We start from the raw sequence: 22,554 nt of genomic DNA, 5'->3' as shown, positions 1-22,554 counted from the left end.
TTCCGGGTTTTTTCGTGATGAGGCGCCGATGCTCTCCGGCCGATCCGAAGGCCGTATGAAGCCGCTGCGCGGCGCACTTCACACAGACTTCACACAGCGGTGCCTGCGGGGGTTGCGACTTCAACGCGCCTTCCAACTGCCTTCTCGCACGCTCACGACAGTGAGGGCTGTGCAAGTTCGCACGCAGAAGGACACCCGCCATGGACACCCCCACCACCCCACGCCCCGGCCGTTGGCTCTGGCTCGCCACCGTGAGCCTGGCGACCGTGGGTTTCATCGCCATGGGCGCCCGCCCGGTCCACGCGCAGGAAGCGCCCGCCGGTCCGCGCCTGAAGACCGAGAGCCCGTATTTCTTCGTCAAGAGCGATGACCCCTCGGTCGACCGCCTGCCGCTGAAGGGCACCGAGGTCTCGGTCAAGATTTCGGGCGTGATCGCCGATGTCACGGTCACGCAGACCTACCGCAACGAAGGCCAGCGCGCCATCGAGGCGAAGTACGTGTTCCCCGGTTCCACCAAGGCGGCCGTGAGCGGCCTCAACGTGCGCCTGGCCGACCGGCTCATCACAGCGCAGATCCGCGAGAAGCAGCAGGCCAGGATCGAATACGACACCGCCAAGAAGGAAGGCAAGACCGCCGCGCTGCTCGAGCAGCACCTGCCCAACGTGTTCCAGATGAACGTCGCCAACATCCTGCCCGGCGACGACGTGAAGGTCGAGCTGCGCTACACCGAGCTGCTGGTGCCGCAGTCGGGCAACTACCAGTTCGTGTTCCCGACCGTGGTCGGGCCGCGCTACAACTCGCCGCAGTCTGAGAACGCCAAGGCCGCATGGCCGGCGCAGCCCACGCTGCGCGCCGGCGTGGCACCCAGCACCAGCTTCAAGCTCACCGCGAGCATCGACACGCCGATGGGCCTGAAGGAAATCCGCTCCGCCACGCACACCATCGACGTGAAGAAGCGCGACGAAGACCAGCACGCCGACATCACGCTGAGCGCCGACGGCCGCCCCGCCGACAACCGCGACTTCGTGCTCGACTACCGCCTGGCGGGTGAAAAGATCGAATCGGGCCTCATGCTCTACAAGGGCCAGGGAGAGAACGCCGAGAACTTCTTCCTCGCCATGGTCGAGCCGCCCAAGGCCGTGACCGCCAGCGCCATCTCGCCGCGCGACTACATCTTCGTGGTCGACATCTCGGGCTCGATGCACGGCTTTCCGCTGGACACGGCCAAGACCGTGCTCGAACGTCTGATCGGCGGCCTGCGCCCCAGCGACACCTTCAACGTGCTGCTGTTCTCGGGCAGCAACAAGATGCTGTCGCCGCAGTCGGTGCCGGCCACGCGCGCCAACATCGAGCAGGCGCTCGCCACCATCAAGAACTACAGCGGCAGCGGCAGCACCGAGCTGATCCCGGCGCTCAAGCGCGTGTACGCCGAGCCCAAGGCCGCGAACGTGTCGCGCACCGTGGTGGTGGTGACCGACGGCTACGTGACGGTCGAGCGCGAAGCCTTCGAGCTGGTGCGCAACAACCTGTCGAAGGCCAACGTGTTCGCCTTCGGCATCGGCTCGTCGGTGAACCGCAGCCTCATGGAAGGCATCGCACGCGCCGGCATGGGCGAGCCCTTCATCATCACCGACCCGGTGCAGGCACCCGAGCAGGCCGCGCGTTTTCGCCGCATGGTGGAGTCGCCCGTGCTGACGAACGTGAAGGCCACCTTCGGCGGCCTGGACGTGTACGACGTGGAGCCGCAGGCGCTGCCCGACGTGCTGGGCGAGCGCCCCGTGATCGTGTTCGGCAAGTGGCGCGGCGAGGCCAAGGGCCGCGTGATCATCGAAGGCCAGGCCGCCACCGGTCCGTACCGCGAGGAAGTGCGCATCACGCCGCAGACGCGCCAGGACACCGCCGCGCTGCGCACGCTGTGGGCGCGCCACCGCATCCAGAGCCTGAGCGACCAGGAAGCGCTCGAAGGCAGCGCCGCCTTCAAGGACCGCATCACCGAGCTGGGCCTGAAGTACAGCCTGCTCACGCAGTACACCAGCTTCATCGCGGTGGACAAGGTGGTGCGCAACGTCGCGCCGCAGAACAGCGTGGACGTGAACCAGCCGCTGCCGATGCCGCAGGGCGTGAGCGACCTGGCGCTGGGCGCCGAGGTGCCGAGCACGCCGGAGCCGGAAACGCTGGGCGCGATCGCCATCGTGCTGTCGATGCTGGCCATGCTGCGCCGCCGCGCGCGCCGCAACGACCCGCGCCGCTTTACTGCTTGAACACGGGACGCACGACCATGTCTCTGGCAACCCTGGCCCACCACCATCCGCGCGTCGTGGACTGGGCCATCCGCATCGACCGCACGCCGGCCTTCGGCTGGCTCGCGCTGCAGTGCGCCGCGCTCGCGCCCACCTGGGCCTGGATGGCGCGCCGCCTGCAGGACGGTTCCGACGATCCGCTGGGGCTCGTGGCGCTGGTCGCCTTGGCCGCGCTCGCCTGGCAGTGCCGGCGCGAGCTGCGCGCCTCGCCGCGCCTGGGGTGGCTGGCGCTGGCCGGCCTGGGCACCGTGCTCGCCACGCTGCTGCGCACGGGCGGGGGCGGCCTGCCCGCGCTGCCGCCGCTGGCCTCGGGGCTGGTGGCGGTGCTCTCGCTCGCGGCCGGGCTGCTGGCCTTTTTGCCGCGCAGCGTGGCGGCGCTACCGGTGGCCGGGCTGTCGGTGCTGGCGCTGCCGCTGCTGTCGTCGCTGCAGTTCTACGCCGGCTACCCGCTGCGCGTGGTGACGGCCGAGGCCAGCCGCTGGCTGCTCGCGCCGGGCTTCGAGGTGGCGCGCGAAGGCGCGACGCTGATGGTCGACGGCCGCCTGGTGATCGTCGACGCGCCCTGCTCGGGCGTGCAGATGGTGTGGCTGGGCTACTTCACGGCCTGCGCGGTCGCGCTGTGGGCACGGCGCGGCGACCGCGCCTTCCTGCGCCGCCTGCCGGCGGTCGGCCTGCTGGTGCTGGCCGGCAACATCGTGCGCAACAGCGTGCTGATCGCCTTCGAAGGCGCCGGCCACGCGCTCGCGCCGTGGGCGCACAACGCGCTGGGGCTGGTGCTGCTGGCCGTGGTGTGCGGCGCCATCGCGCGCCTGATGGTGCCGGCGCGCGCCGCACCGCGCATCGAACTCGACCGCCCGCTGCCGGGCCTGATCACTGCCGAAGGAGGCCGCCGTGTCGATACCGTTCGTTGAGCGCTGGTTCGCCAACTATTTCATCAACCGCGTGGGCCACAAGAGCGCCTTCGCGCTGGCGATGCTGCTGTGCGTGCTCTGGTCGGCCGCGGCGGCGCTGCGCGCGCCGGCCGAAGAAGCCGACGCCGTGGGCTCCCACGAATGGCCCAGCCAGTGGGACGGCGTGCCGCTGCGCCCGCTGGCGCTGAGCGAGGTCGAGCAGCGCTTTGCCGATCGCTTCCCGGGCGCCATCGGCCGCATGACCGACGGCCAGCAGACGCTGGTGATGCGCGCCGTGAACCGGCCCACGCGCATGCTGCATCCGGCCGCCGACTGCTACCGCGCGCTGGGCTACCGCATCGAGCAGGCGCGGCTGGAACGCGACGCGCAAGCGCGGATGTGGCGCTGTTTTGTGGCGCAACGGCACGGTACGGCAAATTTCCGCGTCTGCGAGCGCATCGTCGACGCCCAAGGCACGGCTTTCACCGACACTTCGGCTTGGTACTGGGCGGCGGCCAGCGGCCAGTCGCACGGTCCGTGGCAAGCTGTCACCGTGGCAAGACCGATGTGATGAGAACGTGTTTGTGAAGAAGACCCTGCGATTCGTGCTTTTCGGGCTGCTGGCCCTCGTCCTGACCGCCCTGGTGGCCATCTTCCTGATCGCCAAGATCGCCCTTGCGCCGGCGGCGGGCGAATGGAGCACCACGGTGAAGGCCGGCCCGCTCTCGTTCGAGATCGGCGTGCCCACCGCGGTGCGCCTGGCGACCTCGTCCTGGTTCGCGCCGCGGCTGAACGGCCACGCGCTGGACACCCGCTTCGGCACCGTGCATTTCACTTGGGACGAGAAAACCGGCCAGCAGCAGATGCGCTGCGCGCCGTGCAGCGCCGACGTGCCTGCGCTCGGCACGCAGCCCATCAAGGTCGAGCGGCTGGTGGCCACCGTGCGGCGCGACGGCAACACGCTGGCCGGCACCTTCGAGGCCACGCCCCAGGCGGCCGACAGCAACGCCCTGTTGCAGGGCACCTGGACCGGCCGCCTCGCGCCGAAGAACCTGCAGCTGGACGTCCGCGTGCAGGACGCGCCCATCGCCCGCTGGTACGCCGTGCTGGTGCCGGCGCTGCCCGAGTTGCAGCGCGCCCGCATTGGGGGCACGCTGGCGGTGCAGGCGCAGCTGCTGCTGCCCGACGCCACCTTCGCGGTGCAGCCGACCATCGGCCAGTTCACGGTCGAAGGGCTGGGCACCGAGGCCATGCTGGGCGCGCGCACCAGCTGCGGCCCGTCGGCCAAGCTGGCCAACGACAGCTGGCTGGCACGCGCCGTCATCGCGGCGGAAGACCAGCGCTTCTTCAGCCACGCCGGCTACGACCTGACCGAGATCCTCGCCTCGATCGACCACAACCAGAAGCCCGGCCAGACCCGGCGCGGCGGTAGCACGCTCACGCAGCAGCTGGCCAAGCTGCTGGTCACCGGCAGCGACCGCACGGCCGAGCGCAAGCTGCGCGAGCTGCTCTACGCGGTCGAGATGGAGCAGACGCTGGGCAAGGCCCGCATCCTGCAGCTGTACCTCGACAACGCCCCGTGGGGCGGCAACCTCTGCGGCGGCGAGGCCGCGGCGCGGCGCTATTTCAAGCGCAGCGCACGCACGCTCGAACCGGCGCAGGCGGTCTGGCTCGCGGCCATGCTGCACAAGCCGCAGGCCGTGCTCGAGCAATGGCGGCGCGACGGCCAGATCGATCCCGACCGCACCAAGTGGGTGGCCGAGAGCGTGCGCGGCATCAGCCGCAACCAGCGCGAGGCGCTGCTCAAGAGCGTGGCCGCAGCCAAATACGCGCCACCGGAAGCCGTGCAATGAGCATTGGCCCTCACGACATCGAAGCCATCGAGCGCGCCACCGTCGCGGCGGTCGCACCCGAGGCCTGCGAGGAACTCGACGGCTGGCTGCTGCCCTTCGACCGCGGCACCGTCAAGCGCGCCCGCTCGGCCGTGCCGCTGCACCGCGACCCGGTGGAAGCCGCCACGCTCGACCGCATCGAAGACCGCTGCGACAGCCGCCAGGTCGCGCCCGCGCTGCGGCTGGCCGACGCCGCCTGCTTCGACACGCTGCGCGCCGAACTCGCGCGCCGGCACTACATGGCCGACAGCCCGACCTGCGTGCAGACCGGCTCGGCGCGGCGCATGCGCGACCTCGTCGCGGCGGACGCGCGGCTGGCCGATGTCGACGCGACGCCCGATCCGGACTGGGCCGCGCTGTTCCTGGGCGAAGGCTTCGACCCGGTCGACGGCGTGCACCGCGTGCGTTCGCTGTCGCGCGCCACGGGCTCGCTCTTTGCCAGCGTGCGCGAAAACGGCGCCACCGTGGCGGCCGGCGCCATGGCCTTCGGCCACGGCTGGGCCAGCGTGCACGGCATGCGCACCGCCCCCTCGCAGCGCGGGCGCGGCCTGGCCGGGCGCGTGCTGGCGGGCTTGGCGCAGGCGGCGCTGGCGCGCGGCGTCGAGCGGGTGTTCCTGCAGGTCGACGCGCAGAACCAGCCGGCGCTGGCGCTGTACCGCCGCGCGGGCTTCGAGACGCGCTGGCAGTACTGCTACTGGCAGCGCCAGCAGTGGCCGCGCTGAGCTGAACGGCTCCGGCCGGCGGGCACCCCCACCGGTGGCGCGGTCGGGCCTTTGGTGCCACCATGGGCGGCATGACGAACGTCCATGCCCACCACCACCCCACCGATCCCGTCGCCACCCCGCGCGGCATCGACCACATCGTGGCCGGTGTTTCCACCAGTGACGGCGACGGCGTCAAACTCACCCGCGTGCTGCAGCAGCCGCTGCAGAAGCGGCTCGACCCCTACCTGATGCTCGATGCCTTCGGCAGCGACAACCCGGGCGACTACATCGGCGGCTTTCCGAACCACCCGCACCGGGGCTTCGAGACGGTCACCTACATGATCGCCGGGCGCATGCGCCACCGCGACAGCGCGGGCCACGAAGGCCTGCTCGAGAACGGCGGCGTGCAATGGATGACGGCCGGCCGCGGCCTCGTGCACAGCGAGCTGCCCGAGCAGGAAGAAGGCCTGATGGAAGGCTTTCAACTCTGGCTCAACCTGCCCGCGAAAGACAAGATGCGCGAGCCCTGGTACCGCGACATCCGCAGCAGCGAGATTCCCGAGTTCACCACCGCCAGCGGCGCGCACGTGCGCGTGATCGCCGGCACCAGCCACGGCGTCGTGGGCGCGGAGCAGCGCGCGCACACCCAACCGCTGTACCTGGACATCACGCTGCCGCCCGGCGCCGAGTTCGCGCAGCCGCTGCCGCCCGACCACAACGCGCTGGTCTACGTGTTCCGCGAATCGCTGTGGATCGCGGGCAGCGAGGTGCCGACGCGGCGCATGGCCATCCTGGCGAACGACCCCGGCAGCGACGGCACGGTGTTGCGCGCCGGCGCCAGCAACCACAGCCCGGCGCGCGCGCTGCTCATCGCGGGCCGTCCGCTGAACGAGCCCATCGCGCAGTACGGGCCCTTCGTGATGAACACGCCCGAGCAGATCAAGCAGGCGGTGCACGACTTCCAGAACGGCAAGCTGGGCTGAGCCTGTAGTCGCTCGCCTACCGCAAGTCGGCGCAACGTTCGGTTCGCGCCGGCCGCTGCGCCGCCTAGATTGCGGTCATGCCTCCCACGATACGCAAGGGACAGGCGCCGCCGATGCTGCAGCGCGCCGAGTTCCACGACCGCTTCATGCAGAGCTTCCACGACCCGGCGTTCCGGGCCGAGACCGAGGCGCTGCGTCGCCTGGAAGACATCGCCTGGCAAGCCTACGACGAAGGCCGCAAGGCGCCCGTCACGCGCCGCGCCGGGCCCGGCTATGCAGATCCCGACTACGAGCTCTCGGTCGACTGGCTCGACGCCCGCGCGCGCATCGACGCGGCGCAGGACGCCTGGGGCCGGCCCGAGACGCGCTCGCGCGTGCTACTGGTCAACGGCTCGCCGCGCAACGACGGCACCTGCCCCGGCGAAATCTCCAAGACCTGGCGCCTCACGCGGTGCGCGCGTGAGGTGCTCGAAGGCGGCGGCATCGAGGTCGACGTGCTCGACCTGAGCCGGCTCACGTCGGACTACGGCCGCCACATCCACCCGTGCAAGGGCTGCGTCTCCACCGCGATGCCGCTGTGCCACTGGCCCTGCAGCTGCTACCCCAACCACGCGCTGCGCCAGACCGGCGACTGGATGAACGAGATCTACGAACGCTGGGTGGCCGCGCACGGCGTGATCGTGCTCACGCCCACGCACTGGTACCAGGCCGCGAGCCCGCTGAAGCTCATGATCGACCGCCTCGTGTGCGCCGACGGCGGCAACCCCGACCCCACCAGCACGCACGGCAAGAAGCCCGACGAGGCCAAGGCCCTGGAGCTCGAAGGCTGGGGCTACCCGAAGCACCTGGAAGGCCGCGTCTACGGCGTGGTGGTGCACGGCGACGTGGCCGGCCCCGAAGGCCTGCGCCGCAACCTCATGGACTGGCTCGACTGGATGGGCCTGGTCGATGCCGGCGCGCAGGCGCGGCTCGATCGCTACATCGGCTACTACGCGCCCTACGCCACCAGCCACGAGGCACTGGACGCCGATGCCGACGTGCAGGAAGAGGTGCGCAACGTCGCGCGCGCCGTGGTGCTCGCGGTGGCCGCGCTGCGCGCCGGCAAGCTGCAGGTGCCCTACCGCGGCTTGAAGGCGCCCCGGCCCAAATAAGTCACGCTGCAGGCCGCAGCACCGCGCTGCGGTTCATGCTTCTTTACGCACGCTCACGTTCGGCTCACGGACGCGTTACAGAGGCGCTCCACACTTCGTCTCACCCGCTGCCCTTTGGTGGCGGACTTCTTCGAAAGGAAGCGACTCTCATGATCTCTCTTCGCCAACGCATCGTCTGGGCCAGCCTGCTGGGTTCGGCCGCCCTCGCCTCTTCGGGTGCCTTCGCTCAGGCGCCGGCCGCCACCGCGCCGTCGAGCGCCGCGCCCACGGCCGCCACGGCCCCCGCCGATGCCACCGCCGCACCCAAGGCGCAGCACAAGCGCATGGACCCGGCCCAGCGCATGGAGCGCATGAAGGAGCACCGTGCCAAGCGCCTGGCCGCGCTGAAGGACAAGCTCAAGCTCACCAGCGCCCAGGAAGGCGCGTGGAGCAGCTTCACCGAGGCCAGCCAGCCGCCGGCCGGTGCCGCCCGCCCGCAGCGCATGGACCGCGCCGAGTTCGCCAAGCTGACCACGCCGCAGCGCCTGGAGCACATGCAGGCCCGCCAGGCCGAGCGCAGCGCCCGGTTCGCCAAGCGCGCCGAAGCGACCAAGACCTTCTACGCCGCGCTGACGCCCGAGCAGCAGAAGACCTTCGATGCCGAGACCGCGAAGTTCGCGGGCCACGGCCATCGCTTCCATCGCGGTGGGCATGAAGGCCACCACGGTGCAGCCCCTGCCAAGAGCTGAGGCTGACCAGGTGGCCGGCTGAAGGGAGCCGGCCTCCAGGAAAGGGCAGGAAAAAAGCCCGCGATGCGTGAAGCATCGCGGGCTTTTTCGTGGGCGCGCGCAGTCAACGTTACTGCGGCGTGCCCGTCTTCTCGGTCGGGTTGGTCGGCACCGCCGGGCGTTCACCCGGCTGGCCGAAGCGCGGCTTCACGTGCTGCGTCTCGGCGCGCACCTCGGCGCGCGAACGCTCGCCGGTGGGCGACGGCATCGCGTTGGGCTGGTGGTTCACGGTGGTGCTGGCCTCGCCCTTGGGTACCACGCTGTTGGCGTTGTTGCGGTTCTGCGCGCGGGCCTCGGCCTTCACGGCTTCGCGCGAGACGGGCATCGAGCTGTCGCCCGCCATCGGTTCGACGGGCGCCGGTTTCTGGGCCTGGGCGACGCCCGCGCCCAGCAGGGCGGCGAGCAGCGCGGTGGGGATCGTCAGGCGTTGCAGGGTGGTCATCATGGAAAGCTCCTTTGCAGATGGAAAAAGGCACAAAGCACGAGCGCGTCGGCATCGGCTTTGAAACCACCGTAGGAGCCTCGTTTCGGGCGCTGTGTGGGGGTGCGGCAGGCCTGCCTGTAGGAGCCCGCCGCCCTTGCGTGAAAGGCACGCGAAGAAGGTGGCGCGTTCCTACAGTCGGCGCGGGCGCGGCCACGTACAACGGGAACACCGATGTCCTCCCCCATCACTTCCCCGCTGCCCGAGGCCGCTGTCGCCGCCGCACCGGCCTCGCTCAAGGTCATGACCGTGAACACCCACAAGGGCTTCACGGCGCTGAACCGCCGCTTCATCCTTCCGGAGCTGCGCGACGCGGTGCGCACGGTGGGCGCCGACGTGGTGTTCCTGCAGGAGGTGATGGGCACGCACGCGCGCCATTCGCGCACCGTGAACAACTGGCCCGAGGCGCCGCACTACGAATTCCTAGCCGACACCATGTGGCCGCAGTTCGCCTACGGGCGCAACGCGGTGTATCCGAAGGGGCACCACGGCAACGCCGTGTTGTCGAAGTTTCCGATCGTGCATTTCCGCAACCACGACGTGTCGGTGAGCGGCCCCGAGAAGCGCGGCCTGCTGCACTGCGTGCTGCGCCTGCCCGGGCGCACGGTCGACGTGCATGCGATCTGCGCGCACCTCGGGCTGGCCGAGACGCACCGCCAGCAGCAGCTGGAGCTGCTGTGCCACATCGTGCGCGACGAAGTACCGGCCGATGCGCCGCTGATCGTGGCGGGCGACTTCAACGACTGGCGCGCCCGCGCGCACGACGTGCTGGCCGAAGGCGCGTCGCTGCGCGAAGTGTTCGTGCATGCTCACGGCCGCGCCGCGCGCACCTTTCCGGCGCGCCTGCCGCTGCTGCCGCTGGACCGCATCTACGTGCGCAACGCGGGCGCGCACGCGCCCGTGGTGCTGCCGCGCCGGCCCTGGTCGCATCTGTCGGACCATGCCCCGCTGGTGGCGGACATCGACCTGTGAGCAGCGAGGCCCCCATGCGCGACACCACCGAGCGCGCCGGCCACTGGACCGGCGGCAATCGCATCGACCTGCTGGAGAACGGCGAGGAATTCTTTCCGCGCGTGTTCGAGGCGATTGGCGCGGCGCGGCGCGAAGTGATCATCGAGACCTTCATCCTGTTCGAGGACAAGGTGGGCCTGGCGCTGCATGCGGCCATGCGCGCGGCGGCGCAGCGCGGCGTGAAGGTCGACCTGATGATCGACGGATTTGGCTCGCCCGACCTCTCTCACGAGTACCTCGAAAGCCTGGCCACGGCCGGCGTCAAGGTGCGCGTGTTCGACCCGGGCCAGCGCTTCCTGGGCCAGCGGCTCAACGTGTTCCGCCGCATGCACCGCAAGATCGTGGTGGTCGACGGCGAGCGTGCCTTCGTGGGCGGCATCAACTACTCCGAGGACCACCTGCTCGACTTCGGTCCCAAGGCCAAGCAGGACTACGCGGTCGAATTGGCGGGGCCGATCGTGGCCGAGATCCACCAGTTCGTGCTGCGCGCCATCGCGGTCGGCGGCAAGGGCGTGGGCTGGTTCCGGCGAAGGCTGAAGCAGGCACCGCCCGCGTCGCAGCTGCAGGCCGCGGCGGGCGAGGCCGACGCGATCTTCGTCACGCGCGACAACCGCCGCCACACCAACGACATCGAGCGCCACTACCGCGCCGCGATCCGCGCTGCGCGCGAGCGCATCGTGATCGCCAACGCGTACTTCTTTCCGGGCTACCGGCTCATCAAGGAGCTGCGGCGCGCGGCACGCCGGGGCGTCGATGTGCGCCTCATCCTGCAGGGCGAGCCCGACATGCCCATCGTGAAGACGGCCGCCGGCATGCTGTACCACCACCTGCTGCATGCGGGCGTGCGCATCTACGAGTACTGCGACCGCCCGCTGCACGGCAAGGTCGCGCTCATGGACGACCGCTGGAGCACCGTGGGCTCGAGCAACCTCGACCCGCTGAGCCTGTCGCTCAACCTGGAGGCCAACGTGGTGGTGCGCGACACCGCGTTCAACAAGGTGCTGTGGGAGCGCATGGACCATCTCATGCAGCACAGCTGCAAGCAGATCGGCACGCACGACCTGGCCAGCGAATGGAGCGGCTGGCGGCTGGTGCGCAGCTTCTTCGTCTTTCACTTCTTGCGCTGGTACCCGTCGTGGCTCAACCGCCTGCCGCGCCACGCGCCGCGCCTGACGCCGGCCGAGGCGACCGATCTCATGGCGCAGCAGAAGAAGCGCGGCGACGAGGGCACGGCGCGCACGGAGACGGCATGAGCGCTTCCCTCGCCCTCACGCACCGGCCCTGGTGGCCGTGGGCGCGGCGCGTGGCGATCTGGGCCTTCTTCGGCGCCATCGCCTGGCTGTTGCTGAAGCAGGCGCGCACCATCGACTGGGCCGAGGTGTTCGCCGCGCTGCGCGCATTGCCGGGCGCCACGCTGCTCGCGGCCGGCGCGCTGGCCGCCGCCAGCTTCGGGCTCTACAGCACCTACGACCTGCTCGGGCGCCACCTCAGGAAGCACCGGCTCGGCGCGGGCACCGTCATCGGCGTGACCTTCATCAGCTACGCCTTCAACCTCAACTTCGGCTCGCTGGTGGGCGGCGTGGCCTTCCGCTACCGGCTGTATTCGCGCCTGGGGCTGGGCAACGAGACCATCACGCGCGTGCTGGGCTTCAGCATGCTGACCAACTGGCTCGGCTACCTCGTGGTGGCGGGTGCGGCGTTCTGCTTCTGGCCGATGGCGCTGCCGCCCGACTGGAAGATCGACGGCGGCGGCCTGCGCATGCTCGGCGCGGTGCTGCTCATGGTGTCGCTCGCCTACCTGGCGCTGTGCGCGTTCTCCGATGGCCACGTCTGGCGTGTGCGCGGCCATGCGCTGCGCACGCCGAGCTTGCCGATGGCCTTGCTGCAGCTGGCGATGTCGTGCGTCAACTGGTCGCTCATCGGCGGCGTGATCTGGGTGCTGCTGCAGGGCGAGGTCGGGTATCCGCAGGTGCTCGCGGTGCTGCTGGTCGCCGCGGTGGCAGGTGTGGTCACGCACGTGCCGGCGGGGCTCGGCGTGCTGGAGGCCGTGTTCGTCGCGCTGCTGGCGCACGAGGTGCCCAGCACCCGGCTGCTGGGGGCGCTGCTGGCTTACCGCGCGCTGTACTACCTGCTGCCGCTGGCCGTGGCGCTGGTCGCCTACCTCGTCACCGAGGCGCGTGCACGGCGCTTGCGCGCAGATGCCGGCAACAACTACAACAAACGTTAAATATTGCCCGCAGAAAGCAATCGATCGGTGAAATGACGGTCAGGAATTGTTGCGCTGCAACAATTTTCACTTTGCAGGCCTATAGTGGCCCTCTGTTCCCCTACGTGCCCTTTTCCCATGTCGTCCTTCAGTACCACCGCCCGCGTGGCCAGCCCGCTGATGCAATGGGTCGACCTGGCCCTCAAGACCCACGAGACCCTGCTGTCGTCCGGCACGGTGATCCGCATGCGCACCGAGCGCATCGCCAAGGCCGGGCTCACGCCCAGCGCTGCCGACCTCGCGGAGTTCCAGTTGATGGGCCACGAAAAGCTCGCCGCGGCGAGCGAGTCGGGCCTGGCGATGGCCCGGCAATGGCACAGCAGCCAGGCCTCGCTGGCCCAGCGCGCATGGCAACAGTGGCTGCAGGGCGCCACGGCGCTCTTCTCGCTGGCCGGCAGCTTCACACCGGCGCAGGCGGCCACGCACGGCGACGCGCTCGTGCAGGCCACCGCGCGCGGCGCCAGCACGATGGGTCAGTTCACGGGCGTGGCGGCGCGCATTGCGCGCGAAGGCCTGAAGCCGATCCACACCGCCGCCACGTCGAACGCACGGCGGTTGCTGGCCGAACTGCAGGCCTGAAGCCGCTGCGTTTCAGGGTTGCGCCGGGACCAGCGTCACCAGCGTGATTTCCGACGGCGCGCCGAAACGCTTCGGCGGCCCCCAGTAGCCGGTGCCCCGGCTCACGTAGATCCACATGTCGTGCAGCCGGTGCAGGCCGGCCGTGAACGGCTGCTGCATCGGCACGAACAGGTTCCACGGGAAGAACTGGCCGCCGTGCGTGTGGCCCGACAGCTGCAGCTGGTAGCCAGCCGCGGCCGCCACCGGCGCGCTGCGCGGCTGGTGCGCCAGCAGCACGCGGGTGTGGACCAGCGGCGGCGCGTCGTACAGCGCCAGGTGCGGATCGCTCGCGTGCGCGGCATCGAAATGGCCGGCGGTGAAGTCGGTCACGCCGGCCAGCACCAGCGCGCTTTCGAACAGCTCTTCGTCGGTCTGCGCGCCGCGCACGTTGCGCGTCTGCAGCACCACGTGCTCGTTCAGCAGCACCTTCAGGCCGAGGCGGCGCAGCTCGTCGATCCAGGCGTGCGCGCCCGCGTAGTACTCGTGGTTGCCCGTGACCACGAAGGTGCCGTGGCGCGCGCGCAGCCCCGCCAGCGGCGCGATGTGCTCGCGCAGCTCGGGCACGCTGCCGTCGACCAGGTCGCCGGTGATCGCGATGGCGTCGGCGCCGAGCCGGTTCACCGCGTCGACGATGCGCTGGATGTAGCCGTTGCGGATCGTCGGGCCCACGTGGATGTCGCTGAGCTGGGCGATCGTGAAGCCGGCCAGCGCCGCGGGCAGGCCGCGAATCGGCACGTCGACCTGCTTCACGCCGGCCGTGCGGCGCGCGTTGACGAAGCCGACCAGCGACACGCCCGTGGCCAGCGCCAGCACCGCCAGCGCGCTCCAGGGCGTTACCCGGTCCCAGGGCACTTGCAGGCCGCCGAGCGAACTGGCCAGCCAGGCCAGCAGCAGGCCGAGGTCGCGCACCAGCGTGAGCACGAACAGCGAGGAGAACCAGCCCATGCTGATCAGGCCGATCCAGTGCAGCGTCTCGCCCGCAGGCTTCGCCTTGCGGTCGGCGCGGTGGCTGCGCGACACGAAGGGCAGCGGCATCGTGACCGCCGACACCGCCAGCAGCACGAGCGCCAGCGGCCACGCAGGCGTGAGCGACGCCAGCGCAGGCAGCAGGCGCAGCGCGATGTAGACGTGCAGCAGCGCGGTCAGGACGCTCAGGGGACGGATCGGCATGAGGACTGGGGGGACGCGGGCATTGCCCGGGACACGTCATCTGCAAGGCGCATGCCGCGCATTCAAGGCGTCGAAAGCTGCCTGGGTCGCTATTTTTTCTATAGCGCAGGGCAACCGGATAGCGGGCGTTGGGGCGCCTCGGGCGTGACGTTTCGGTGGCGGCCGCGGCGCGGCGCCGCCGCGCCTACCGCACCGTGCGCGTGCCGGCCGACGCCATGTCGGTGCCCGCCGGCCATTCGAAGAGCGCCTTGGCCGGCGCACCGGGCGACACCAGCAGCGTTTGCTTCAGCGTCTGGCCGCCGATGCGAGCCTCCACTTCGTAGCGACCCGGCTCGAGCCGCGCCACCATGAACGGGCCGCCCGAGACCACGTTGTCGAGCAGCGCGGTGCCGTGGCTGTCGCGCACGGTGACGTGCACGCCGGCCGCGAAATCGGCGCGGCGGCCGTCCTTGATCGCGAATTCGAAGCTCGCGGGCCAGCGCGGCGACACAGTTTCCATCAGCTGTGCCTCGTCCTGGCCGATGCCGCCGCTCATGTACTCGACGCCGTGCGCCATGTGGATCGGCGGGTTCATCGCGGCCTGGGCCGGCTGCGCCGAGAGCGCGCCGCCGAGCAGCACCAGCAAGGCGGCGCCGGCCGCCGCAGCCACGGGCCGGGCGTGCGAGAACAGAAACAGGGGATTGGTGGTGAGAGACATCGGAGCCTTCCTTTCCGGGCGGTGGTGGCGACAGGCCACGCAGGAAAGCACTGTGCCGGGCACGACTTAAGGAAGACTTAACTGCGCGCGGGCCGCAGCGGCCCGCGTCGGGTCAGCGCGCGGCGGTTTGTGCCAGCGCCTGGGGCAACGGTGGCGCGACCGAGGCCATGTCGAAGTTCGACGGCCAGACGAACGAGGCGCGCGCCGGAATGCCGGCGATCACGACCAGTTGCTGCGTGAGCGTGAGCCCGCCCAGCGTCACGTCGACGTCGTAGGCGCCCGGTTCGAGCCGCGCGAGCATGTAAGGCGCCTGGGTCTGCACTTGCATCACCGTCTGGCCTGTGTACTTCTGGCGCACCTGGATCGAGGCCTTGGCCGGGAAGCCGGCCTGCTGCGCGCCCTTGCCGTCATTCACGCGCAAGTCGATGGCGGCGGCCCAGCGCGGCGCCACCATTTCCATGAAGGCGGCTTCGCCCTTGGCGGCACCGCCGCACATGTATTCGATGCCCTGCGCGACCTGGATCGGCGGGTTCGAGAACGCATGGGCCGGCGACACGGCCACGAGGAAGGCCGCGGCGACCGATGCGGCGCCCAGAACCAGTGCAGCCACGGGCTGTTGGAAACGCTTGGGGTTCATTGCTCTGTGTGTCCTCGATCTTGCGTGACAGGAAATCCGTCAGGAATTTTGCTTAGCAAGAGTCGGGCTAGATATAGCGTTTACGAGGAAGCTTCTGCGTTGCGCAGGTGAATGCTATTGTTTTCATAGCTGGTGACGCCCGTGTGACGGGCGTCAGTTCCACTTTTCGGGTGTCTTTCATCGGAAACCCTGAGACGGGGCTCGCGGACGCGCTGCGAGCGAGCGCGTTTCGGTCCGTCGCCAGCCCGCGGCCTGTGCTGAATTGGCAACAAAAGACGGAATTGGTGCGCAATTGACTGGGCATTCCCTAGCTATTGGAGGGCGCGCAAAGAAATTAGGCTCGGCGCTTCCTTTCAAAGCGCGCAAACCAAATGCTTCATCCAAATCGCCGATTCATTTTTTTGCTGATGGGTTTGGGACTGGCCGCCCAGGCAAGCGCAGAGCAGCCGGTGCCGATCCGCATCGGCGTCATCGGCCCTTTCACCGGGCCGTCGGCCGATTTCGGCCTGCCCATGCTCAACGGCGTGAAGATGGCCGTCGACGAAATCAATGCCGTGGGCGGGTATCTGGGCCGCTCGCTCGAACTGGTCATCAAGGACGACCAGGCCAATCCGGACACCGGCCGCTCGCAATCCCAGGCCCTCGTCAATGAAAAAGTGGTCGCCACCATCGGCTTCTGCAATACCGGCGTGGCGATGAATTCATTGGCCGTTTTCAATGACGCGAAATTGCCGCTGATCGTGCCTTGCGCGACCGGCTCGCCGCTGACTTCGACCTATCCGCCGGCCACGAGCTATGTATTTCGCACCTCGCCCAAGGACAGCATCCAGGCCCCTTTCGTGGTCGACGACCTGCTGGCGCGCGGCTGGAAACGGGTCGCCGTGCTGCACGACAGCACCGGCTATGGCGAGGCGGGCGCCAAGGATGTCGAGAAGGCGCTGGCGGCCAAGCACCTCAAGCCCGTCTACGTGGGCCGCTTTCCGCTCGGCGTGAAAGACCTGACGAAAGAGCTGTCGGAGGCCAAGGCGGCCGGCGCGGACGTCATCTTCAGCTACACCGTGGGCCCCGAGAACGCCGTGATCGCGCGCAGCCGGCAGGCCATCGGCTGGAAGGTGCCGCAGGTTGGCGCCTGGACGCTGTCCTTCCCGTCCTTCATCGAGGGCGCCCGGGAGGCGTCCGAAGGCGCGCTGATGGCGCAGAGCTTCATCGCCGAGCCGAGCAACGAGCGCCGCTCGTCGTTTCTCTCCAACTACGCGCGGAAATTCAACACGAAGCGCATCCCGGTGCCGATGGCCGCCGCGCAGGCCTACGACGCCACCTACCTGCTGGCCCACGCGATGTTCAACGTGCCCAGCGGCAAGCTCGAAGGCCCGTTCATCAAGGCCGCGCTCGAGCAGCCCAAGCGGCCCTACTACGGCGTGGTCACGACCTACGACAAGTCGTTCTCGGAAAACGACAAGGATGCGCTGTCGCCCAACATGCTGGTGATGGGCGTGGTGCGCAACGGGCAGATCAGCTTCGCGTACCCGGAGGACGCCAAGCGCAACCTGTTCGTGCAGCGCAAGCAGTAAGAGGAATCAAAAAAAAGGGGCGCTTGCAGGCGCCCCCTTGGTGAACAGCGCGACACCACCGGTGTCGCGCCATCGATCGATCGATCAGACGTCGATGTTCGCCGCGCGCAGCGCGTTCTGCTCGATGAACTCGCGGCGCGGTTCCACCTCGTCGCCCATCAGCATCGTGAACACGCGGTCGGCTTCGATCGCGTCGTCGATCTGCACGCGCAGCAGGCGGCGCACGGTCGGGTCCATGGTGGTTTCCCACAGCTGCTCGGGGTTCATCTCGCCCAGGCCCTTGTAGCGCTGGCGCGAGGTGGCGCGTTCGGCTTCACCGATCAGCCACTTCATGGCCTGGCGGAAGTCGTCGACCTTCTCTTCCTTGCCGCGTTCGCCCTCGCCGCGCTTGACCAGCGCGCCTTCGGCGCTCAGCAGGCCGCGGAAGGTGTTGGCGGCCTGCGCCAGCGCGTCGTAGTCGGCGCCGTGCACGAAGTCCTGCGAGATCACGCTGGACTTGATGTTGCCGTGGTGGCGGCGGCTGATGCGCAGCAGCGGCTTGTCGGTGCGGGCGTCGAACTCGCTGCTCACCTCGGCCGGCACGCCGGTCGTGTTGAGTTCGCGCAGCTTGGCCTGCAGCGCGACGGCCGAGGCCTCGGCGGCGGCCGGCGTGTCGAGGTCGAGCGCCACGCCGTCGGCGATGGCGCGCAGGGCTTCGGCGTCCATGAAGTTGCGCAGGCGCGCAATCACGGCCTCGGCCACCTGGTGCTTGCGCGCCAGCTCGGCCAGGGTGTCGCCCGACAGCGTGGTCGAGGCGGCGCCGCCGGTCTCGATGCTCGCGTCTTTCAGTGCGACCTTGAGCAGGAAGGCGTCCAGCGCGGGGCCGTCCTTCAGGTACTGCTCTTCCTTGCCGACCTTCACCTTGTACAGCGGCGGCTGTGCGATGTAGATGTGGCCGCGCTCGACCAGCTCGGGCATCTGGCGGTAGAAGAAGGTGAGCAGCAGCGTGCGGATGTGGGCGCCGTCGACGTCGGCGTCGGTCATGATGATGATGCGGTGGTAGCGCAGCTTGGCGACGTTGAAGTCGTCCGCGCCGCCGCCCGCGGTGGTCGCGCCGGCGCGGCCGATGCCGGTGCCCAGCGCGGTGATCATCGTCAGGATTTCGTTGCTGGTCAGCAGCTTCTCGTAGCGTGCCTTCTCGACGTTCAGGATCTTGCCGCGCAGCGGCAGGATGGCCTGGAACTTCCGGTCGCGGCCCTGCTTGGCGGAACCGCCGGCGGAGTCACCCTCCACCAGGTAGACCTCGCACAGGGCGGGGTCCTTTTCCTGGCAGTCGGCCAGCTTGCCGGGCAGGCCCATGCCGTCGAGCACGCCCTTGCGACGCGTCATTTCGCGGGCCTTGCGCGCGGCTTCGCGGGCACGGGCGGCCTCGACGATCTTGCCGCAGATGATCTTGGCGTCGTTCGGGCGCTCCTGCAGGTAGTCGGTCAGCAGGCGACCAACGATGTCTTCCACCGGCGCGCGCACTTCGCTGGACACCAGCTTGTCCTTGGTCTGGCTCGAGAACTTGGGCTCGGGCACCTTCACGCTCAGCACGCAGCACAGGCCTTCGCGCATGTCGTCGCCGGTGACTTCGACCTTCGCCTTTTTCGCGAATTCGTTTTCTTCGATGTACTTGTTGATGACGCGGGTCATCGCGGCGCGCAGGCCCGTGAGGTGGGTGCCGCCGTCACGCTGGGGGATGTTGTTGGTGAAGCAGAGGACCTGCTCGTTGTAGCCGCTGTTCCACTGCATCGCCACTTCGACGCCGATGTGCGTGCCGGGGATGCCGCCGTAGGTGTCGGCCGGCTTCTCGCCCGCCGCGTAGAACGAGTTCGGGTGCAGGACGGTCTTGCCCTTGTTGATGAACTCCACGAAGCCGCGCACGCCGCCGGCGCCCGAGAAGTCGTCTTCCTTGCCGGTGCGCTCGTCGAGCAGGCGGATGCGCACGCCGTTGTTCAGGAAGCTCAGCTCGCGCAGGCGCTTGCTCAGGATTTCGTAGTGGAAATCGTTGTTTTCCTTGAAGATTTCAGTGTCGGGCAGGAAGTGCACTTCGGTGCCGCGCTTGTCGGTGTCGCCGATGACCTTCATGGGCGAGACCTCGAAGCCGTTCACGGTTTCGAGCAGGCGGTTCTGCACGAAGCCGCGGCTGAATTCGAGCTCGTGGATCTTGCCTTCGCGGCGCACGATGAGGCGCAGCTTCACGCTCAGCGCGTTCACGCACGAGACGCCCACGCCGTGCAGGCCGCCCGAGACCTTGTAGCTGTTCTGGTTGAACTTGCCGCCGGCGTGCAGTTCGGTGAGCGCGATTTCAGCGGCCGAGCGCTTGGGCTCGTGCTTGTCGTCCATCTTCACGCCCGTGGGAATGCCGCGGCCGTTGTCGGTGACGGAGATCGAGTTGTCGGAGTGGATGGTCACGACGATGTCGTCGCAATGGCCCGCGAGCGCTTCGTCGATGGAGTTGTCCACCACTTCGAACACGAGGTGGTGCAGGCCCGTGCCGTCGGAGGTGTCGCCGATGTACATGCCCGGGCGCTTGCGCACGGCTTCCAGACCTTCGAGGATCGTGATCGCACCTTCGCCGTAGCTGGAGTCGGCGGGGACGCCTTCGGGCGCCACGATCTGGATTTCGGGGGTATAGACCGGCTCGGTGTGCGGCACGTCGGGCTTGTTCTCTTCTGCACTCATTCGGATATTCCTCTGTCTCTCACGGGTTTCCCGTGATTTTTCGGGCTCTCAAAAGCTCAATTCGCCGCCTCTTGAAAGCGCAAACCCGCGGGGGGCCGCGGGTCGTGTGCGCAAGGCGCTGTGTTTTCCAGGGTCTAGATGCGCATCGGCATCACGACGTACTTGAAAGATGCGTTCTCGGGGATGGTTAACAAGGCCGAGCTGTTGGAGTCGGCCAGGTCCAGCTTGACCATGTCCTGGTCCATGTTCGACAGCGCGTCGATCAGGTAGGTGACGTTGAAGCCGATCTCGATGCTGTCGCCGCCGTAGTCGATGTCGAGCTCGTCCTGGGCTTCTTCCTGCTCGGCGTTGTTCGACGCGATGCGCAGCGTGCCCGGCTCGATGTTCAGGCGCACGCCCTTGAACTTCTCGCTGGTCAGGATGGCGGTGCGCTGCAGGCTGGCCAGGAGCGGTGCACGGCCGAGCGTGACGGTGTTCTTGTGGTTCTTGGGAATCACGCGGTTGTAGTCGGGGAACTTGCCCTCGACCAGCTTGGTGACGAACTCCATGCCGCCGAAGCTGAACTTGGCCTGGTTGTTCGCAAACTGCATCTCGATGGCGCCTTCGGCGTCCGACAGCAGGCGCTGCATTTCGAGCACGGTCTTGCGCGGCAGGATCACTTCCTGGCGCGGCACTTCGACGTCGAGCATGGCCGAGGAGAACGCCAGGCGGTGGCCGTCGGTGGCCACCAGGCTCAGCTGCTTGCCTTCGGCCACGAACAGGATGCCGTTCAGGTAGTAGCGGATGTCGTGCACGGCCATCGCGAACGAGACCTGCGAGAGCAGGTCTTTCAGCGTCTTTTGCGGCACGCTGAACACGGGGCCGAAATTGGCGGCTTCCTGCACCAGCGGGAAATCCTCGGCGGGCAGCGACTGCAGCGTGAAGCGGCTCTTGCCGCCCTTGAGCACGAGCTTGCTCGCGCTCGACTCGAGGCTCACGGTCTGGTCGGCCGGCATGGTGCGCAGGATGTCGATCAGCTTGCGCGCGCCGATGGTGGTCGTGAAGTTGCCCTCGTCGCCACCGAGTTCGGCGGTGGTGCGGATCTGGATCTCGAGGTCGCTGGTGGTCAGCTGCAGCTGGCCGCCGGTCTTGCGGATCAGCACATTGGCCAGGATCGGCAGGGTGTGACGCCGCTCCACGATGCCGGCCACCGACTGCAGCGCGGCAAGAACTTTGTCTTGGGTTGCCTTCAAAACGATCATGTCTTCTTCCTCTTCTCTTATCTCTTTGAATCAGCTTTCAGGACGCCATTCTCCGCTGTCGCGAGGGGCGTTCTTGATGACATTCGGCTTCAGCCTTTGAGGGTCTGTTCGAGGACGTGCAGCTGCTGGTTGAGTTCGGTGAGCTGCTGGCGCTCGCCCGAAATCTTGCGCACTGCGTGGAGCACCGTCGTGTGGTCGCGACCGCCGAACAGCTCGCCGATTTCCGGCAGGCTCTTCTGCGTGAGCTCCTTGGCCAGGTACATCGCGATCTGCCGCGGCCGCGCAATGCTGGCCGGGCGTTTCTTGCTGTACATGTCGGCGACCTTGATCTTGTAGTAGTCGGCCACCGTCTTCTGGATATTTTCGACCGAGATCTGCCGATTCTGGATCGACAGCAGGTCGCGCAGCGCCTCGCGCGCCAGGGCGATCGAGATCTCCTTCTGGTTGAAACGCGAGTACGCCAGGATCTTGCGCAGCGCGCCTTCGAGCTCGCGCACGTTGGAGCGCACGTTCTTGGCCACGAAGAAGGCGACTTCTTCGGGCATTTCGGTGCCTTCGACGCGGGCCTTGTTGATCAGGATCGCCACGCGCATTTCGAGCTCGGGCGGCTCGATCGCCACCGTGAGGCCCGAATCGAAGCGCGACACCAGCCGCTCGTGGATGTCGGCCAGCCCCTTGGGGTAGGTGTCGCTGGTCATCACGATGTGCGACTTCTTGGCCAGCAGGGCCTCGAAGGCGTTGAAGAACTCTTCCTGCGTGCGGTCCTTGTTGGCGAAGAACTGCACGTCGTCGATCAGCAGCAGATCGAGCGAGTGGTAGCGCTCCTTGAACTCATCGAAAGTCTTGCGCTGATAGGCCTTGACCACATCCGACACGAACTGCTCGGCGTGGATGTAGAGAACTTTGGAATCGGGCCGGTCGGCCAGCAGCCGGTTACCCACAGCGTGCATCAGGTGGGTCTTGCCCAGGCCGACGCCGCCGTAGATGAAAAGCGGGTTGTACAGGTGCCCCGGCATGCCGGCCACGTGCATGGCCGCGGCGCGCGCCATGCGGTTGGCCGTGCCCTCGACCAGGGTGTCGAACGTGAGCCCCGAATTGAGCCGGTTCTTGAAGCCGGCGGCGGCCGGTTCCTCGCCCGGGCCGGCCACGTCGCGCGGCACATCCGTTTCGGCCATGATGGCCATGGGCGCAACGCGGACGGGGGTTTCTCGCGGAGCGAGCGCTAACTCGATGGTGACCGGCTGGCCGTACATCTTCTCGGCCATGGCCGCGATCTTGCCCGCGTACTGGGCACGGATCCAGTCGAGCTTGAAGCGGTTGGCGACGAACACCGTCATGCGCGAAAGGTCGTCGGCGACCTGCGCGGTGAGGGGCTTGATCCAGGTGTTGAACTGCTGCTCGGACAGCTCCTGCGCGAGCTGGTCGACGCAGGCCTGCCACAGGCTTTCGCCGATGCCGTCAGTCGACAT

Annotated in this window: 20 protein-coding genes; 13 read left to right on the top strand and 7 right to left on the bottom strand. The window is 68.5% G+C overall.

Annotated features, from left to right (window positions below):
* The first annotated feature begins 200 nt into the window (after nucleotides 1–200).
* The 8 genes from ACAM52_RS00100 to ACAM52_RS00065 all read left to right on the top strand — a co-directional run bounded on the left by ACAM52_RS00100 (nucleotide 201) and on the right by ACAM52_RS00065 (nucleotide 8,648).
* Entirely contained in the window at nucleotides 201–2,261 is a 2,061-nt protein-coding gene (locus tag ACAM52_RS00100; RefSeq protein WP_369645733.1) for a VIT domain-containing protein, read from the top strand.
* A gap of 17 nt (nucleotides 2,262–2,278) precedes the next feature.
* Nucleotides 2,279–3,211, top strand: coding sequence for an exosortase Q (gene xrtQ / locus ACAM52_RS00095; RefSeq protein ID WP_369645732.1), 933 nt, complete (start codon nucleotides 2,279–2,281; stop codon nucleotides 3,209–3,211).
* Entirely contained in the window at nucleotides 3,192–3,761 is a 570-nt protein-coding gene (locus tag ACAM52_RS00090) for a hypothetical protein (protein ID WP_369645731.1), read from the top strand. Before xrtQ ends, ACAM52_RS00090 begins: the two co-directional genes overlap by 20 nt.
* 13 nt (nucleotides 3,762–3,774) lie before the next feature.
* Nucleotides 3,775–5,043, top strand: coding sequence for a biosynthetic peptidoglycan transglycosylase (locus ACAM52_RS00085; protein ID WP_062480444.1), 1,269 nt, complete (start codon nucleotides 3,775–3,777; stop codon nucleotides 5,041–5,043).
* Nucleotides 5,040–5,804: a GNAT family N-acetyltransferase gene (locus ACAM52_RS00080; RefSeq protein ID WP_369645730.1), complete on the top strand. Its 765-nt coding sequence runs from the start codon at nucleotides 5,040–5,042 to the stop codon at nucleotides 5,802–5,804. The genes ACAM52_RS00085 and ACAM52_RS00080 overlap by 4 nt, the downstream gene beginning before the upstream one ends.
* A 71-nt stretch (nucleotides 5,805–5,875) precedes the next feature.
* Nucleotides 5,876–6,769, top strand: a complete 894-nt coding sequence (locus ACAM52_RS00075) for a pirin family protein (protein WP_139702965.1) — start codon at nucleotides 5,876–5,878, stop codon at nucleotides 6,767–6,769.
* A gap of 77 nt (nucleotides 6,770–6,846) precedes the next feature.
* A complete protein-coding gene (locus ACAM52_RS00070; RefSeq protein WP_369645729.1) occupies nucleotides 6,847–7,920 on the top strand; it encodes a flavodoxin family protein in 1,074 nt (357 codons plus the stop codon).
* Between the two features lie 149 nt (nucleotides 7,921–8,069).
* The gene (locus ACAM52_RS00065; RefSeq protein WP_369645728.1) at nucleotides 8,070–8,648 is read left to right on the top strand and encodes a Spy/CpxP family protein refolding chaperone; all 579 of its coding nucleotides are present in this window, start codon (nucleotides 8,070–8,072) and stop codon (nucleotides 8,646–8,648) included.
* A 109-nt stretch (nucleotides 8,649–8,757) separates the two neighbouring features.
* Here the strand turns inward: ACAM52_RS00065 and ACAM52_RS00060 are convergent, their stop codons facing one another.
* Nucleotides 8,758–9,132, bottom strand: a complete 375-nt coding sequence (locus tag ACAM52_RS00060) for a serine/threonine protein kinase (RefSeq protein ID WP_240531255.1) — start codon at nucleotides 9,130–9,132, stop codon at nucleotides 8,758–8,760.
* Between the two features lie 210 nt (nucleotides 9,133–9,342).
* Here ACAM52_RS00060 and ACAM52_RS00055 point away from each other — a divergent pair, with 210 nt between their 5' ends.
* From ACAM52_RS00055 to ACAM52_RS00040, 4 genes are all read left to right on the top strand, one after another.
* Nucleotides 9,343–10,140: an endonuclease/exonuclease/phosphatase family protein gene (locus ACAM52_RS00055; protein ID WP_369630746.1), complete on the top strand. Its 798-nt coding sequence runs from the start codon at nucleotides 9,343–9,345 to the stop codon at nucleotides 10,138–10,140.
* 14 nt (nucleotides 10,141–10,154) lie between these two features.
* Nucleotides 10,155–11,432 (top strand): cardiolipin synthase ClsB, encoded by a 1,278-nt coding sequence (gene clsB / locus ACAM52_RS00050; protein ID WP_369645727.1) that lies wholly within the window; start codon nucleotides 10,155–10,157, stop codon nucleotides 11,430–11,432.
* Nucleotides 11,429–12,406, top strand: a complete 978-nt coding sequence (locus tag ACAM52_RS00045) for a lysylphosphatidylglycerol synthase domain-containing protein (RefSeq protein WP_369645726.1) — start codon at nucleotides 11,429–11,431, stop codon at nucleotides 12,404–12,406. The genes clsB and ACAM52_RS00045 overlap by 4 nt, the downstream gene beginning before the upstream one ends.
* A 117-nt stretch (nucleotides 12,407–12,523) precedes the next feature.
* A complete protein-coding gene (locus ACAM52_RS00040) occupies nucleotides 12,524–13,024 on the top strand; it encodes a polyhydroxyalkanoate granule-associated phasin (protein ID WP_159279085.1) in 501 nt (166 codons plus the stop codon).
* A gap of 12 nt (nucleotides 13,025–13,036) precedes the next feature.
* Here ACAM52_RS00040 and ACAM52_RS00035 read toward each other — a convergent pair whose 3' ends face one another.
* From ACAM52_RS00035 to ACAM52_RS00025, 3 genes are all read right to left on the bottom strand, one after another.
* Nucleotides 13,037–14,233 (bottom strand): metallophosphoesterase, encoded by a 1,197-nt coding sequence (locus ACAM52_RS00035; protein ID WP_369645725.1) that lies wholly within the window; start codon nucleotides 14,231–14,233, stop codon nucleotides 13,037–13,039.
* A 184-nt stretch (nucleotides 14,234–14,417) separates the two neighbouring features.
* Entirely contained in the window at nucleotides 14,418–14,930 is a 513-nt protein-coding gene (locus ACAM52_RS00030) for a hypothetical protein (protein WP_139702960.1), read from the bottom strand.
* 112 nt (nucleotides 14,931–15,042) lie between these two features.
* Nucleotides 15,043–15,567, bottom strand: a complete 525-nt coding sequence (locus ACAM52_RS00025) for a hypothetical protein (protein WP_369645724.1) — start codon at nucleotides 15,565–15,567, stop codon at nucleotides 15,043–15,045.
* Nucleotides 15,568–15,974: 407 nt separating this feature from the next.
* Between ACAM52_RS00025 and ACAM52_RS00020 the strand changes: the two genes are divergently transcribed.
* On the top strand, nucleotides 15,975–17,138 hold the full coding sequence (locus tag ACAM52_RS00020) for an ABC transporter substrate-binding protein (RefSeq protein ID WP_369645723.1): 1,164 nt from the start codon (nucleotides 15,975–15,977) through the stop codon (nucleotides 17,136–17,138).
* A gap of 84 nt (nucleotides 17,139–17,222) precedes the next feature.
* Here the strand turns inward: ACAM52_RS00020 and gyrB are convergent, their stop codons facing one another.
* The 3 genes from gyrB to dnaA form a co-directional block, all read right to left on the bottom strand.
* Nucleotides 17,223–19,844, bottom strand: coding sequence for a DNA topoisomerase (ATP-hydrolyzing) subunit B (gene gyrB, locus ACAM52_RS00015; protein WP_062480420.1), 2,622 nt, complete (start codon nucleotides 19,842–19,844; stop codon nucleotides 17,223–17,225).
* A 134-nt stretch (nucleotides 19,845–19,978) separates the two neighbouring features.
* The gene (gene dnaN / locus ACAM52_RS00010; RefSeq protein ID WP_056574900.1) at nucleotides 19,979–21,085 is read right to left on the bottom strand and encodes a DNA polymerase III subunit beta; all 1,107 of its coding nucleotides are present in this window, start codon (nucleotides 21,083–21,085) and stop codon (nucleotides 19,979–19,981) included.
* A gap of 89 nt (nucleotides 21,086–21,174) precedes the next feature.
* Nucleotides 21,175–22,554 (bottom strand): chromosomal replication initiator protein DnaA, encoded by a 1,380-nt coding sequence (gene dnaA / locus ACAM52_RS00005; protein ID WP_062480418.1) that lies wholly within the window; start codon nucleotides 22,552–22,554, stop codon nucleotides 21,175–21,177.

Origin of the sequence: Variovorax sp. V118 (assembly GCF_041154445.1) — a bacterium.
GTDB classification, from domain to species: Bacteria; Pseudomonadota; Gammaproteobacteria; order Burkholderiales; family Burkholderiaceae_C; genus Variovorax; species Variovorax boronicumulans.
This window is presented reverse-complemented; position numbering and strand designations above follow the sequence as displayed.